Source organism: Streptomyces sp. NPDC008121, assembly GCF_042957155.1.
Lineage (GTDB): Bacteria > Actinomycetota > Actinomycetes > Streptomycetales > Streptomycetaceae > Streptomyces.
In genome coordinates this window covers 1-13,311 of sequence record NZ_JBIBHT010000020.1, presented here as the reverse complement: position 1 = coordinate 13,311, position 13,311 = coordinate 1, and the positions used below count along the sequence as shown (strand labels likewise).

Below are 13,311 nucleotides of genomic sequence, written 5' to 3'. Positions count from 1 at the left end.
GGAAGCGCCTGACCTTCCGTGTCAGTGCGTGTCTGAGATCCCTGGCCATGCGATCCGCCGGCCGGAATGCTGGGGTCATGGAGTCGGCCCGGAGGTATTGCCGGGAGTGTGGGGTGTTGCTGCCGTCGCCGAAGTCGGCGGCAGCACGTGGAGTTCCGTCGCTCGGCGGTGTTCTGTTCGGCGCGTTGCCGGACACGGGGTTCCGTCACGGTGACGGAATAGCCGAACGCCGCGGGTGTCCCTGCTGTTCCGCTTGTTCGGTACGGGGCCTTCCAGATCGCCTTCGAGGGCCGCCTCACCCCCCGCCAACCGCTGACCCACCTACACCCAAGATCAGCCGTGAAGTAGACACTCCGCACGCCACACTGGTACGGGCTTCCGCGAGGACAAGGGGCCGGGCCGTCTGCGCGGTACCGGCCTGGGGCGTTCAGGAAGCGGAGCTGTGCTCCGCTTCCTGCCGCCTGTGACAAAGGTTTCGCGCCTCTTCCGGCCCCCGGTAGTTACTTAACGTCGGACAGTTCGAACTTGAGCGCCTGGGACTTGTCCCCGGCTCCGGAGAGAGTGCCAGTGCTGTTCCAGACGTAACGGCCTGTAGAGCTGGACTTGAGAACATACGAGGTTTCGCTGACCCTCTGCAGGTCGAACTTCTCCCATGGGCCGATCTGCCCGGAGACAGCCCGCAGGTGGTAGGTCGGGCCGGCGGCCCCGTTGGTGCTCTGGTCCACCATGACGTACTTGCCGTTCAGCCTGGACTTCAGCGCTACTCCTCCCTCCTGCAGCTCAACGATGCTGTAGGTTTCGGCGTCTCCAGGGGTGTCTGTTTGGCGGAGGCCAAGGTAGTCGCGCTCAGCTGCGGTACGGGTCGTCAGATATCCGTCCTGGCTGTGGAGCGTGGCATCGCGCTGGATCGCCTGGACGGCTAGCACGTTCCCGGAATTGCCCCACGGAACGGCTGCGGTGATGCCGTGGTTCTGGAAGGTCAGGTCGGGGTCGGGCGCGCGCGTGGACACCAAGGTGCCGTTGTCCATGACAGTGGCGACTACCGGCTCCCAGCGATGCCATGCCGCGTTGGCGGAGACAGACGCTACGTGGCCGTGCTTCATCCCGTCTGGAAGATCAATCGGCTCCCCCCATGCGTGCAGTGTGCCGTTCTGGACTGCCAGGGCCGTCCGGCCGCCGTGGGCCAGGGCGATCGAGGTCACCTTGCCGCCCGTGGTCAGCTCCGCCGGGACGGTGGGAGTGCCCCCCCAGGCGTGAACGTTGCCGTCTTTGACCGCCAGCCGTGCAGCACCCTGGCTCTTGACAGCGGTGACACCCCGGTCGGTCAGATCCTCCGGGACGCTGTCGCCCTCGGCGGTGCAGCCCCACTGGTAGAGCTTGCCGTCCTTGACCGCGAAGGACATCTGGTCGCCGTACTCGTCGTCCTGGTACTGCGTGAACTCCACCACTGTGGCGCCCCCGCCGCTGGCCAGCGCCGCCGGCATGTCCGTCCATGTCTTCCCCTCCCCGTCGCAGTACCGGTAGTCTGACCAGCTCTGGACGTTGCCGTCCTTGACCGCAAGACCGGCTGCGGGGCCGACAGCGGCAGCCGTCACACCGCCCTCGCTGAGACTGGCCGGGAGATTGCTGCTGGCTCCGCCCACCCAGAGGGGTACACCTTCGCGCAGGGCGAGTGCCGAACCGCTGCCGGCCACGACCGCACTCACCCTGCCGCGGCCGTCCGTCAGGTAGTCCGGAAGATGGGGCACCGTCGTAGCCGTGAGCCGGGACTTAGCCGCGTCGGCGAAAGTATGGACGGGGGTCTCGCCGTCCGGGTCAGCTGCGGGGGTCCCGCCAGGTGTCTGTGCCGCGATAGCGGCGGCCGTGGCAGCCGTGGTGGTGGTGTCTGCTGCGGTGGCGGGGCCGGCTGCTGCGAGGGGTGCTGCAGCGGCGGCTGCTGCTATGGCGGCGAGCAGGCCGCGGCGTATCGTGGCTCGCACGGAGCCTCCCTTTCCGGTTGCGGCTGCGCCGCATTTTCGGTCGTTATGTCCCACATAACCCGTGCGGTGCGCGGACCCGGCATCCACCAGTCGGCGGGTGTGCAGGCCGGTCCTGCTTCCCCCGGATTCCGGCTCCGGGGCTGTCTGCGATCTCTCGGTTTGGTGACAGTGGTGTGAGACAGCGGGCCTTGGCGTGTTCCTGCTGGTCGGGGCTTTGCCAGGGCGTGGGCCCACTGTCGGGGAGGTGAAAGGCCGGCTCGAAATCGCTGTCGTCGAGTGGTACACCCAGAGTGGCGCACTGCCGTGGAAGTGAGAGATCGCAGTCAACGGCCCGGGTACTCGCCAGCGCCCGCTGGATCGCGCACGAGTGGCCGCGCATCAAAAAGGGGCCGTGAACACACGTGCCTGGATCGTGTTCCTCGACGAATCAGGCGTCTCCCTGGCGGTTGGGGTGTGTCCGAGGCGGGTCAGGACGAGCGCGTCGTACTGGAGCGGGGTCTGGGTGGTGATGTGGGGCAGGGGGTGGTGGCGGCTGCCGGTGCAGGCGACGAGCTGGTTCCAGGCGATCGCGTTCGGGTTGGGCTGTGCGAGGACGTAAATCCAGTCGGCGGCGAGCAGGCCGAAGGCGGTGCGGACGGCGGCCGCGGCGGCCTGGGGGCTGAGGTGGGCGTAGGCGTAGGCGTCGTACAGGGTGTGGTGGAGGGTGTGGAAGGCATCGAGGGCCGGGGGGGGCAGGAGGAGGCCGATCGGCTGGGCGCCGGGGGCTCGTCGGTTCATCAGGCGTAACCGTGGGCGGTCGGGCGCGGTTTGCGGGCCGGGGCGTGGGGGGGCATCCGAGGCTTCCGGCCGGGATCGTGGAGGACGCACACCCGTGGAGGTCGGCGGGGGGAGAGGCCGGGCGGGGGCTGCGCGTCCTGCCACAGGGGCAGGACGCTGTCCGGTTCGCCGCGCAGGGTGCTGACGGTGGCCAGTCGGCCGACTTCATGCCGTGCAGGAGGCCGGCGACCTGGTCCATGGCCAGCGAGTAACCGGTACGGGCGGAGACTTCCTCCGGGCGGAGGTTGCCGGCGGCGAGCTGCATGCCGCGCAGGGCGGCGTGGAGGCTGCCGGCGTGGGCGAGGCGGCAGCCGCGGGCCGCGTCCCACAGCGGCTGCAGCACGTCGGGGTCGGCGCCGCAGGCCTCGGCGAGCTTGCGGGTCACCTTCCAGGAGGGGGCACGCTCGCCGCTGAGGATCCGGGAGATGTAGGCGCGGGAGACGCCCGCGGTCTCGCCGAGGACGGCATCACCACCCGCCACGCGGTCAGCCTCAGGGGCTGGACCCCTGAAGGACGACGACGGCAACCGCTACCGCTTCGGCGACGTCCGTCTCGCCGGCCGCGCCACGGTCCGGATCCACACCGGCGAAGGCCGCGACACCCGTACCGACCTGTTCCAGGACCGCCGCACCTATGTCTGGGACAACCACCGCGACAAGGCCACTCTCCGCGACGACCGCGGCCGCACCATCGACACCAAGTCCTGGGGCAACCGCCACCACCGCTGACCAGACGGCCGGTAGCCCTGCCACCGCCCACTCGCACTACTACGTGTCGTCTGAGGTGTCCTCGTCGGCCAGCAAGCGCCCGTCGATGTCGGTGGCCCAGGCGAGAGCCCAGGCCCGCAGGTCTGAAACCTGACGAGGAGTGAGGCCATAGTCGGCGAAGTCTTGGTCGTCCCACCACTCGGCGCCCGCCAGACGGTCGCGCAGGTCGTGCAGACTGAACTCGAACCTGGCGTGGCGGCGGCCAAGCGCTTCGAGGTCGGCGTTGGTGCGGTGGCGGGAGGCCGCGTGGGCGTCGATCAGGTCGCGGACAGCGCCGCGGTCGGCGAGGGCACGGACCTTGGTGCCGATTACATCGTCGAAGGAGAGGACGGGGCCGTACTCGGTGACGGTCGGCCGGGCCCAGAAGGCTTCCTTGAGGACATCGACCTCGCACTCCTCTCCGGTGACGGAGTCGGTGACGACGAGCCGGCCCATGAGCGCATCGGTCTCGACCTGCTCTACCGACCAGCCACGCCTGGCCAGACCGTCGCCGACGGTGCGGATGATCTCTGGCATCGGGGCGGGGTTCTCGGTGGCCACGTCCAGGTCCTGACTGAGCCGGTTCACCAGGCCGTGGGCCTGGACGGCGTAGCCGCCGGTGATGACCAGGGGGTAGGGGGCGCCGATGGCGAGAATGTCGGCCAGCAGCCGGCGGTGCAGATCGCTCAGATTCACGCGGCGGAGATGCCCCGGCCTGGGACGAGCTGAGGAAAGGCCGTTTCCCACGCATCACGCAGAGGGCGGCTGATGAGAGTGCGAAGGACAGGCCACTGGCTGATCAGCAAGTCCCGGTTGAGGGCGGCTTCCAGGTCCTCACGCTGGCCCTCGGTGAGCACGGTCCGGTACAGGCTCATCCGCGAGCGGCTGCCCTCCAGCTTGTAGCTGCGTCGTCCCGACCAGACCACGTGTAGCGGCAGGTCGACGGTGCCTTGGGTAGGGCCGGTCAGGTCCTCCAGCCGGGCGGGGAGCCGTCGACTGTAGCGCGTGCGCAGCACGTCGAACGCCGTGGGCGCGGAAGCGGCGGAGGAAGGAGCCATAGCCCTGATTATGACGGGTGGGAATGGGCTGGGGCCACGCGACCGTCTTCACGGCTCCGCGCTCAGCTCGTGGGCTGGGTGTCGGCCCCGGTGCCTCGGTGCGGGAGCCGCTTCTTCTTGACTCAGTCGTGCATGGCTTCGATCAGGGCCTCCGAAGGCGTCCGGCCTTCGGCTGCGGCCAGCTGCTCGAACTCGTCACGCAGCGTCTTGGGTGGGCGGGAGCCATGCCGACCGGCGTGCCCCACAATCCGCGGCTGCCCGAGGACTGGTCCCTGGCAGTACGGCGCAACGCCGGACGCGCCGCCGCCCTCGCCGAACCGCTGCGCCGCATCGCCCAGCCACGGCATGAGGCGCCAGGCGTCGACTATCACCGGCTCAGAGCCGAGGAGCACCGGTGGATTTTCGACCACCTGATCGCGCCGGACCTGCTGGAACGCCTCACGCCGCAGGAACGGCCGGTCGCCGTGTACGTCGTGGGCCAGCCCGGTGCCGGAAAGACCCGCCGGAATGTGCTGTGGGAGGGCTGAGCGGGCCGGCGTCAGGGTGCGGCTTCCTTCGGCACCTCAAGCCCGCGAGAGGCGACGAGCTGGGCGCTGCCGTCGGCCAGCCGGTAGGACAGCCCCACCATGCCGAGGCGGCCTTCGGCCACCGCGTCGGCCAGGATGCGGGAGCGTTCCAGCAGCAGGTCTACCGTGTGCTCGATGTGCTCGGCCAGGATCTCCTCGGCACTCTCGCGTCCGGCGGCGCGGGCGGCCAGCACGCTGGGGGTCACCCGTTCGACCACGTCGCGGACGAAGCCGCCTGGGGTCTGCCCGTTCTCCAGGGCGGAGCAGGCTGAGGCAACGGCGCCGCACGAGTCGTGGCCGAGGACGACGACCAGCGGCGCGTCGAGGACGCTGACACCGAACTCGATCGAACCAAGGATTTCCGTGCCGGCAACGTGTCCGGCGGTGCGTACCACGAACAGGTCGCCCAGGCCCCGGTCGAAGATGATCTCGGCGGCCAGCCGGGAGTCGGAGCATCCGAACAGCACAGCGAAGGGCTGCTGGGACGGTGCCGTCTCCGTGCGGCGCGCGGCGTCCTGGTTCGGATGCTCAGGGGCGCCGGAGACGAAGCGCTCGTTACCGGCCATAAGCAGGTCGAAAGCGTCACGGGGCGTCGGCGTCAGAATCTTCTCGGGCATGGCGGCAGCCTACGAGGTGACACCGGCCGACCCCCGGTGCCGCCGGTGCGTCCCCCATGGGGCCTGCAGGGCAGGCACCCCTCGGCGGAGCAGCCCCCAGCGGCTATGTCGTCCCAGCCACGGACGACGTCAAGCTGTACTCCAACGACGCGGTCAAGCTGGACGCGGTGTACCTCTATGCGGACCTCTTGCAGTCAACGAAGCTGGCGCGGGAATTCCGTCCGGAGACTGCGGGAAAAGTGATCAGAGCTTCTCTTCGGACAGCTCCACGATCACCAGGCGGCGCGATGGAGAGTCCGCAGCTACGACGGCGACCGCGTCATGGCAATCTTCATCGGCGGCTCGGAGAACCCGAACGCTGCGTAGGCAGCGTTGCAGATCAACTATGCGATGCAGAAGATCGTGAAGCCCGGCTTGTACTCCAAACTGCCGCACCTGGAGCACGACGGCTTCGAAGCTCGGATGTGCGTCGGCATCGCATCCGGGGAAGCGTTCATCGCCCGCGCCGGCGGCCGCGACCAGGGCCGCCCACATCTGACCCCAGTTCAAGGGGTGCAATGGACTTCAGGATCCGGGAGAACCGGCAGGCTCGGGGGCCCAAGACCCTGGTCCGTGAGCGGGAGGAATACTTCCGGCTCATGGACCAGGGCTACAACAACACAGAGGCTTGCCGGATCGTCGGTATCAACCGGCGGACCGGCAAGCGGTGGCGGCATGGACGCCAGCCCACAGGGACAACACCTGGTGCTCCGCCGGTTCGACGGTCCGCCTCGGGCCCGTCGCGGTATCTGCGTGAGACCGACCGCATCCACATCGCCGATCGGCTGCGAGAGAAGGCGTCGATCCGGCAGATAGCCTCCGAGCTGGGCCGCAGCCCGTCCACCATCAGCCGGGAGATACGGCGCAACGGGGCCTTGTGGAGGGGCAAGGGCTGGGTCTATCGGCCGCACGCCGCCCAGTCCCGCGCCGACGCGCGCCCGAAGCCGGGAAAGATCAGCCAGAATCCGGAGCTGCGCGACTTCATCCAGCACCACCTCGAACGACGCTGGAGTCCTGAACAGATCTGTCAGGCTCTGCGGGCACGCTTCCCCGACCGGCCGGAGATGCACGTGACGCACGAGACCATCTACCAGGCCCTCTACGTCCAAGGCCGCGGAGAACTCCGCCGCGAGCTGGCCAAGGCCCTGCGCACTGGACGCACGATGCGCAGGCCGCACTGCCAGTCCTACCGGCGCCAGCCCCGCATGTCGAAGGACATGGTGATGATCAGCGAACGGCCGGCGGAAGTCACCGACCGGGCGATCCCAGGTCATTGGGAGGGCGATCTCATCATCGGCAAGGCCAACAAGTCCGCGATCGGCACGCTCGTCGAGCGCTCCAGCCGCTTCGTCACCCTGGTCCATCTGCCCGATGGCCGCCAGCCGTCCCAGGTCCGCGACGCTCTCATCCAGACCATCTCGGCCCTGCCGGTCCACCTCAGACGCTCGCTCACCTGGGACCAGGGCTCCGAGGTGGCCTTGCACGCACAGTTCAGCATCGCCACCGACATGCCGGTCTTCTTCTGTGACCCGGGCAGCCCCTGGCAGCGAGGATCGAACGAGAACACCAACGGCCTACTGCGGCAGTACTTCCCCAAGGGCACCGACCTGGCCCGCTACCCCCGCGAGGAGCTGGACGCCGTGGCCGCCGAGCTGAACAGCCGACCACGCAAGACGCTCGACTGGGAAACCCCAGCCGAGCGTCTCGCTAAGCTCCTGGCAACAACCAGTTGATCACTGTGTTGCGACGACCCCTGGAATTCGCCACAAGCCGGCGGGGCCGACGCCTTTTCCTGCCGGGAGCCCTTCTCTTGGCACATGCCTCGGGCACTCGCACGGGCGGGTGGATCTCGCCGGTTCCGCGGACGGGCGGCGCTGTCATGCCTCATCGTGGCGTCGGGTCAAGGCGCAGGAGAGGAGCGGTCCATGGGGTGGAAGAGGGACGGGTACGCTGCGCATGAGGGGGCGGTGGGTGTGCTCCTGCCGGACGGGAGCGAGCCGGGGCCGGTCTGCTTCGACACGGGCAGCGGCGGCGACGTCCACGAGTCGACCAACTGGTGGGTGTACGACGGCACCCTGGGCGCACCGCGGGCCGACCGGGTCAGGGCGCGGTGCGCGTGCGGCTGGCGCGGGCAAGACGCTTACCCGGTGGACTGGGAGGCCGTCGTACGCCGTGACCCGTACGCGTACGACACCTCCGGCCCCGAACGGGACTGGGACAGGCACGTCGACGACGTCCAGGCCCGGAGCGTGCCCCTGCCCGCCGAGGTGAGCGACCTCCTCCACCAGCTGCGGCAGCGCCTGGAACGGCTGATCGACGACGCCCCGCTCGCCGCGGTGAAAGCCGCGGGCGAGCTGGAGTCGATGGCCGCGGCGATCGGGCCGGTGGCGGCTTATCTCGCGGTACGTGAAGACGATCTGTCCTGGCCGCGCGTCGCCGAGGCCCTGGGCACCACCGAGCAGGAGGCCCGCTCCCGCCTCCTGCACTACGAGTACCGCCGCTGATCCGCGCCCGCGCTCGCGCACGCTCGCCCCTGCCCGCCTGACTGCGGACAGGGAGTTGCGCCCGGGGGCCGCCTTACGAGCGCTGGGCCGCTACCGTGGTCGCATGGCACGGGAGATCCGCATCGAGATCAGTGACGAGGCGTACGAGGCGCTTGAGCGTGCTGCCGCCGCGCGGCACGTGCCGGCTGAGGCGTACGCGGGCCAGGTGCTGGACGCCGATCTCACCCGCGCCCGCTTCCTCGAGGGCGCCCGGCTGTTCGTCGCCGAGCACGGGACCGCGTTCGCCGAGCGCTTCGGCCCTTCCGGCCGCGGCGCCGACGCGGCCTGAGGCGGAGATCGGACCTTGTTCCTGCAGATCGACCTGACCTGGCTGCTCGACATCGCGCAGCGGGAGATCCCCGGTGACCCGGAGATCGTGGACTTCGGCGCCCTCGAAGCAGCCCGGGCACGACACGCCTTCCGCGTGATGGACACCCCCGTCTACGACCAGCCGCACCACCGGGCCGCCGCGCTGCTTCAACAGCTCGCACGCGTACCGGCGCTGGAGCACTCCAACGAGCTCTACGCCCTGGCCGTGGCCGCGGGCTACCTCCACGCGTCGGGGTACCAGGTCAGGGTGCCGTCGAAGGAGGCCGGCGATCTGGTGGAGCAGGTCACCGTCGGACGGGCGGGGGTGCGGGAGATCGCGGCGGTGCTGAAGGAGTGGACGCGGCGGTAGCCGGGTGCGTATTCCGGCTCAGCATCGCGTAAAAGGCAGTTCTCGGAAGATTTGGACGCGGCGCGAGAGCGCCACGTTTCGGCGACGGATTAGCGCGTCCGCTCACGCCGCTATCCGGTCCCGGCGGTGTGGTCAGCGATGGGCCACCCGCCGGGGAACTGCCGCACGGCTCCGCCGGCGAGTGCAGGAACTGGGCACGCGTGGTGTGACTGGTGCCTAGGCAACTTCCCCACGGCGGACGTGGACGTGGATCACGTGCGGCCCCTCTCGATGGGAGGGACCGACACGGACGGCAACGTGCAAGCGCTGTGCCGAGGGTGCCACCGACTCAAGACGGGCGCGGAGTTTGGCAGTGCCCGTGCCACGTAGACGCCGACTGTATGGCTTCACTCGACCGTGGGAAAAGCGAGGGCACTTCTTCAAGTGGTGGACAGTACGTGGCTGTACCGGGTACCGCACCCCGTCGCTCCTGTCACCTTCCGCTATCGAATGGCTACTCCGCTCGGGCGGTGATGATCCTGCCCCGTAGACCCCGCCCCCCTTGCTCGATACCCGGGTGCCCCGAGCTGACTGCCCATGGGGGCCGCTGTGCCACACATGAGCGTGAGGCGAACCAAGACCGTGCGTCACGTGGCGGCGCCGTGTACACGACTCGGTGGCAGCGCATCCGTAAGGCGTACCTGTACGCGAACCCGTAGTGCGTGCTGTGTGGTCGTGTGGCGAACGTGGCGGACCATCATCCTTTGTCCCGACGCGAGTTGATCGCGAGGGGTGAGGCGAACCCGGATGCGGCGAAGCATCTGCGCCCGCTGTGCGTGACGTGCCACAACCGCGAGACCGCGCGGAACCAGCCCGGCGGGTTCGCTGCTGAGGCTCGGTCTCGGCGCGAATCACTGGAGCGTCCGCCGTACTGACCAGGGGGTGGCCCCGACCCCTCCCGCTAGCCGAGCGGCAGGGAGGCAAAAGACTCTCGCCGCAGCTAAACCCATTTGCGCGGGCCCGATGCCCTGCCCGTACATCGAAAGGACTCGACCTTGGCTGACCCACGGCGCAAGAAACCCGCGCTGCAAGTGATCCGGGAAGGCAACCCCGGGAAGCGCCCCGTACCGCAAAGCGCTGCCGTACCACCCTCGGAACTGACTGAGCCCGATTGGCGCGAGACCTTCCGCAGTGTGAACGATCCGAAACGGGAATTCGTGAACGCCCGTTGTCGAGCGGTCGCCTCGCGCGAATGGCAGCGCGTCGTCCCCGTGCTGAAACTCGCGGTCGGACTCGGCGAGGTAGATACCACGGTCCTCAAGGACTCCTGCATATCCGCCGCGCGGATCGATCAATGCGAGCGGGAGCTATCCGAAAACGGCTTGCTCGTTCGGGGCGAGCGAGGATGGCAGAAGAACGGCGCTACCACCATCGTAGGCCCAGTACCGGGCACAACTCGCACGATACGTACGGGAGTTGGGCCTTTCGCCGAGCGCCCGAACCGCCATCACGGTCCCCGGGCCCGACCATGACGACTCGGACGTCTGGGACTGACCCCGACGAGCCAGAAGAGCCCCGCGCTCGCCACGCATACCAGGTGGCGGGTGCGGGGCCTTCGTGCGTTCAGGGCCCTGGGCCGCGTCCTGAACTCCGCGTCCGTACTTGTCTTGACGCGCCCTTGACGCTGATCACGCGTCAGGGGTGAGGCTCGTGCACGTCTGTGCAACCGACTCGCTAGGAGAGTGCCTAATGGCCTTAAAGTTCCTGGGGATTTGGCCCAACACCCCCGATGACGGCTCGCCCACGATCTGGCTGGACGACACAACCGGTGACCTCATCATTCAGTCATGGAAGGCTGACGAGGAGACGATCCGGCAGGCGCAGGAAGTCGGCTCGGTGCCGGATCACTCGACGGACGTTCCGGAGCACGAGACCGTGATCCGGCTCCCTGCGAACATGCTCCAGTTCATTCCCCGTCCGGACAGTGAGGACAACGGTGGCAACAGCGGTACGTGAATGTCTCGCCAAGGCGCAGCGCTCGGCGATGCATCTTGAGATGCGGGACAGTTACATGCGGGACGACCCGGAGTTCATCCGTTGGCAGGAAGGGCACCGGTACGACCCAGCCGACCGTGAGTCGTGGTGGCGGTCGTGGCTGGACGTGGTGGCCGAGACGACCGGGCGTGGTGTCGTCATGCGCCGTCTGCGGGTGGTAGCGGAGCCGCTGAGCGACTACGTCCGGTACGAGTGCGACGGCACCTTTACGAACGTTGCAGCCGGCGAGGAAGTCCGTTGGCTGCCTCGCTCGCGGGCGCGTGATCTGCTGCTCCCCGCGCTGGACGGGTGGGTCATGGATGAGGAAACCGTGATTCTCCACCACTTCAGCGGCGAGGGTCAGTGGACCGGTCCGCGCATGGAAGTCGTGCAGGATCGGGCGTTGGCGGCGCAGTACGTCAGCGCGTATGAGGCAGCGTGGGAGCGTGCGATTCCTCACGCGGAGTACCGGCCCGCCTGATCACGCACCCATGGCTGTCTCTGCATCTTCCAGCGCCCAGCAGGCCCGGCAGGCTCTTGCGAAACGTCTCGCGGATCTCTGCCGGGATGCTGGGCTGACCGGTCTTGACCTGGCTGAGCGCTGCGGGTGGAGCCGGTCCAAGTCGTCCCGGATCATGAACGCCAAGACGCCCCCGTCCGCTGACGACATTCGGGCCTGGTGTCACGCGTGCGGTGCCGAGGACCAGACCGAGGACCTTTTTGCCTCGCTGCGGAACGCAGAGGGCATGTGGGTCACCTGGCGCCGTATGGAGAGGGCCGGGCTCAAGCAGGCGCAGGAAGCGCGCTTGCCGCTCTATCAGCGGACCCGCCGTTTCCGGTCCTACTCGTCGTGGCTCGTACCCGGCATGATTCAGACGCAGCCGTACACCACGGCAGCGCTCCACGCGATTCAGCGGCGGCGCGGCCTGGTGGACGATGTGGCCGACGCCGTAGCCGCTCGCATGGAACGTCAGCGGGTGCTGTACGAAGGTGACCGGCGGTTTGCGTTCCTCGTTGAAGAGTCCGTGTTGCGGGCCGGAATCGGCGGCGCTGAGGTCATGTCCGGGCAGCTTGGTCACCTGATCTCGATTGCCTCACTTCCCAATGTCAGCTTGGGAGTTGTGCCCATGCGGCCCGATCGGGAGCGCTGGCCGGCTGAGGGGTTCTGGATCTACGACACGGCCCAAGTCAACGTCGAATTGATCTCCGGCTACCTCACGATCACGCAGCCCAGCGAGGTGGCCATGTACGCCAAGACGTTCGCGGAACTGGCGGCGCTGGCTGTCTACGGGGCCGCCGCTCGTGCGCTGATCACATCGGCGCTGGACGCTCTCGGATAACTCGCGTGCAACCTCGTGCAATCACATGGGAGTTGGGGTTTCTCTCTCCCTAGCGTGGTCGTCGTCGGACCACGTGAGGGGACACCAGCGATGGCGAGTACGACCAGAGACACGGGCGCCCGCAGGGATGAGTACGCGACGTACGCGCCCGAGGGGGTGACCTGCCCCGAGTGCAGCGAGCCGATCGGGGTGCTTGAGCCCTGCCGCCGGGGATCGGTGGAACGACAGTCGGGACCTCCCGCCGTGGTCTACCGGCACAGCAAGTGCGCCAAGCCGTACCGGCGCGCCTGATGGCCCCTGCGCGGCTCCAGAGGCGTCCTGCGAGGCCACTCCCCGCCCCGGAGCTGGTAAGCCTGCTCGACTCTCCTGACAGTCCGTACAGGGGCTCTCCCGAGGGCTGGTGGACGGCGTACGGCGGGGCTCAAGATCCCCGATCCGGAGTCGTGTACCTCCCGCCAGGCACCACGCCGCCGAGATTTCCCGGGGGGGCCGAATAGCCCCGAAGGCTTCCCGAGCACACTTCGCGCGATGCAGACCGGTGCGCTCGGGTGCACCACACCCGTCCGGTGAGGCCCATGTGGGGACGTGAGACCACCGGGCGGGTTCCCAAGATTCGTACGTAACCAAGAGAGGGAACGCCATGGGATGGGGAACGGGTAATGGGGAGCCTGGTCACGTGATGCACGGCCCTCAGCGAACCCAAGGCGCGCCCGTCCTCGGCGCGCTTCCCGGACAGGACAGCGCCTTCGGCCGTCGGCCCGGACCGGACGGCGATGACCATCACGCCGGGCTGAGAACGCAGACCCTCCTGTGTCCGTACTGAGCTTGTTCCGTTTTGACGGACACTTTTGGTGTGGTGGTCAGGCCGCCGAGGCGGTCTCGTATTCGGCGGGACTGCGGTAGCCGGGGCTGCTG

General features: G+C 68.5%; 16 protein-coding genes and 2 pseudogenes. 11 read left to right on the top strand and 7 right to left on the bottom strand.

Annotation, left to right across the window (positions count from 1 at the left end):
• Positions 1-500: 500 nt before the first annotated feature.
• The 3 genes and pseudogenes from ACFZBD_RS33410 to ACFZBD_RS33400 all read right to left on the bottom strand — a co-directional run.
• Positions 501-1,979, bottom strand: a complete 1,479-nt coding sequence (locus tag ACFZBD_RS33410) for a hypothetical protein (RefSeq protein ID WP_391147085.1) — start codon at positions 1,977-1,979, stop codon at positions 501-503.
• 378 nt (positions 1,980-2,357) lie between these two features.
• On the bottom strand, positions 2,358-2,756 hold the full coding sequence (locus ACFZBD_RS33405; RefSeq protein WP_391147082.1) for a hypothetical protein: 399 nt from the start codon (positions 2,754-2,756) through the stop codon (positions 2,358-2,360).
• Between the two features lie 385 nt (positions 2,757-3,141).
• Positions 3,142-3,276, bottom strand: a pseudogene (locus ACFZBD_RS33400) (helix-turn-helix domain-containing protein); the annotation flags it as partial.
• Here ACFZBD_RS33400 and ACFZBD_RS33395 point away from each other — a divergent pair.
• Positions 3,265-3,523 (top strand): annotated as a pseudogene (locus tag ACFZBD_RS33395) (lamin tail domain-containing protein); the annotation flags it as partial. The pseudogenes ACFZBD_RS33400 and ACFZBD_RS33395 sit on opposite strands and share 12 nt — an antisense overlap.
• Positions 3,524-3,562: 39 nt before the next feature.
• On the opposite strand, the gene ACFZBD_RS33390 reads toward ACFZBD_RS33395, so the two are convergent.
• On the bottom strand, positions 3,563-4,237 hold the full coding sequence (locus tag ACFZBD_RS33390; protein WP_391147080.1) for a nucleotidyl transferase AbiEii/AbiGii toxin family protein: 675 nt from the start codon (positions 4,235-4,237) through the stop codon (positions 3,563-3,565).
• On the bottom strand, positions 4,234-4,599 hold the full coding sequence (locus ACFZBD_RS33385; RefSeq protein ID WP_391147077.1) for a hypothetical protein: 366 nt from the start codon (positions 4,597-4,599) through the stop codon (positions 4,234-4,236). The genes ACFZBD_RS33390 and ACFZBD_RS33385 overlap by 4 nt, the downstream gene beginning before the upstream one ends.
• Before the next feature lie 224 nt (positions 4,600-4,823).
• Between ACFZBD_RS33385 and ACFZBD_RS33380 the strand changes: the two genes are divergently transcribed.
• Positions 4,824-5,126: a hypothetical protein gene (locus tag ACFZBD_RS33380; protein WP_391147075.1), complete on the top strand. Its 303-nt coding sequence runs from the start codon at positions 4,824-4,826 to the stop codon at positions 5,124-5,126.
• Between the two features lie 11 nt (positions 5,127-5,137).
• Here ACFZBD_RS33380 and ACFZBD_RS33375 read toward each other — a convergent pair whose 3' ends face one another.
• Together ACFZBD_RS33375 and ACFZBD_RS33370 are read right to left on the bottom strand one after the other, a co-directional pair.
• Positions 5,138-5,782 carry a carbonic anhydrase gene (locus ACFZBD_RS33375; RefSeq protein ID WP_391147074.1) on the bottom strand — a complete coding sequence of 215 codons (645 nt, stop codon included), beginning with the start codon at positions 5,780-5,782 and terminating at the stop codon, positions 5,138-5,140.
• Between the two features lie 243 nt (positions 5,783-6,025).
• A complete protein-coding gene (locus ACFZBD_RS33370) occupies positions 6,026-6,331 on the bottom strand; it encodes a hypothetical protein (RefSeq protein ID WP_391147071.1) in 306 nt (101 codons plus the stop codon).
• 8 nt (positions 6,332-6,339) lie between these two features.
• Between ACFZBD_RS33370 and ACFZBD_RS33365 the strand changes: the two genes are divergently transcribed.
• The 9 genes from ACFZBD_RS33365 (at position 6,340) to ACFZBD_RS33325 (ending at position 12,396) form a co-directional block, all read left to right on the top strand.
• A complete protein-coding gene (locus tag ACFZBD_RS33365) occupies positions 6,340-7,554 on the top strand; it encodes an IS30 family transposase (protein ID WP_391147068.1) in 1,215 nt (404 codons plus the stop codon).
• Positions 7,555-7,746: 192 nt separating this feature from the next.
• Positions 7,747-8,325 carry a hypothetical protein gene (locus ACFZBD_RS33360; protein ID WP_391147066.1) on the top strand — a complete coding sequence of 193 codons (579 nt, stop codon included), beginning with the start codon at positions 7,747-7,749 and terminating at the stop codon, positions 8,323-8,325.
• Positions 8,326-8,428: 103 nt separating this feature from the next.
• On the top strand, positions 8,429-8,653 hold the full coding sequence (locus ACFZBD_RS33355; RefSeq protein ID WP_391147063.1) for a hypothetical protein: 225 nt from the start codon (positions 8,429-8,431) through the stop codon (positions 8,651-8,653).
• 15 nt (positions 8,654-8,668) lie between these two features.
• The gene (locus ACFZBD_RS33350; RefSeq protein ID WP_391147060.1) at positions 8,669-9,043 is read left to right on the top strand and encodes a fic family toxin-antitoxin system, toxin component; all 375 of its coding nucleotides are present in this window, start codon (positions 8,669-8,671) and stop codon (positions 9,041-9,043) included.
• Positions 9,044-9,181: 138 nt separating this feature from the next.
• Positions 9,182-9,412: an HNH endonuclease gene (locus tag ACFZBD_RS33345; protein ID WP_391147057.1), complete on the top strand. Its 231-nt coding sequence runs from the start codon at positions 9,182-9,184 to the stop codon at positions 9,410-9,412.
• A gap of 701 nt (positions 9,413-10,113) precedes the next feature.
• Entirely contained in the window at positions 10,114-10,554 is a 441-nt protein-coding gene (locus ACFZBD_RS33340; RefSeq protein ID WP_391147135.1) for a P27 family phage terminase small subunit, read from the top strand.
• Between the two features lie 217 nt (positions 10,555-10,771).
• Entirely contained in the window at positions 10,772-11,038 is a 267-nt protein-coding gene (locus tag ACFZBD_RS33335; protein WP_391147055.1) for a hypothetical protein, read from the top strand.
• Positions 11,019-11,537 carry a DUF6879 family protein gene (locus ACFZBD_RS33330; RefSeq protein WP_391147052.1) on the top strand — a complete coding sequence of 173 codons (519 nt, stop codon included), beginning with the start codon at positions 11,019-11,021 and terminating at the stop codon, positions 11,535-11,537. Before ACFZBD_RS33335 ends, ACFZBD_RS33330 begins: the two co-directional genes overlap by 20 nt.
• 10 nt (positions 11,538-11,547) lie before the next feature.
• Positions 11,548-12,396, top strand: a complete 849-nt coding sequence (locus ACFZBD_RS33325) for a Scr1 family TA system antitoxin-like transcriptional regulator (RefSeq protein ID WP_391147049.1) — start codon at positions 11,548-11,550, stop codon at positions 12,394-12,396.
• The last annotated feature ends 915 nt before the right edge of the window (positions 12,397-13,311 follow it).

Excerpts from the sequence above, each read along its gene's own strand:
- ACFZBD_RS33405 (WP_391147082.1), bottom strand. The coding sequence starts at position 2,756 with ATGAACCGACGAGCCCCCGGCGCCCAGCCGATCGGCCTCCTCCTGCCC.
- ACFZBD_RS33385 (WP_391147077.1), bottom strand. The coding sequence starts at position 4,599 with ATGGCTCCTTCCTCCGCCGCTTCCGCGCCCACGGCGTTCGACGTGCTG.
- ACFZBD_RS33380 (WP_391147075.1), top strand. The coding sequence starts at position 4,824 with ATGCCGACCGGCGTGCCCCACAATCCGCGGCTGCCCGAGGACTGGTCC.
- ACFZBD_RS33375 (WP_391147074.1), bottom strand. The coding sequence starts at position 5,782 with ATGCCCGAGAAGATTCTGACGCCGACGCCCCGTGACGCTTTCGACCTG.
- ACFZBD_RS33365 (WP_391147068.1), top strand. The coding sequence starts at position 6,340 with ATGGACTTCAGGATCCGGGAGAACCGGCAGGCTCGGGGGCCCAAGACC.
- ACFZBD_RS33360 (WP_391147066.1), top strand. The coding sequence starts at position 7,747 with ATGGGGTGGAAGAGGGACGGGTACGCTGCGCATGAGGGGGCGGTGGGT.
- ACFZBD_RS33355 (WP_391147063.1), top strand. The coding sequence starts at position 8,429 with ATGGCACGGGAGATCCGCATCGAGATCAGTGACGAGGCGTACGAGGCG.
- ACFZBD_RS33345 (WP_391147057.1), top strand. The coding sequence starts at position 9,182 with ATGGGCCACCCGCCGGGGAACTGCCGCACGGCTCCGCCGGCGAGTGCA.
- ACFZBD_RS33335 (WP_391147055.1), top strand. The coding sequence starts at position 10,772 with ATGGCCTTAAAGTTCCTGGGGATTTGGCCCAACACCCCCGATGACGGC.
- ACFZBD_RS33325 (WP_391147049.1), top strand. The coding sequence starts at position 11,548 with ATGGCTGTCTCTGCATCTTCCAGCGCCCAGCAGGCCCGGCAGGCTCTT.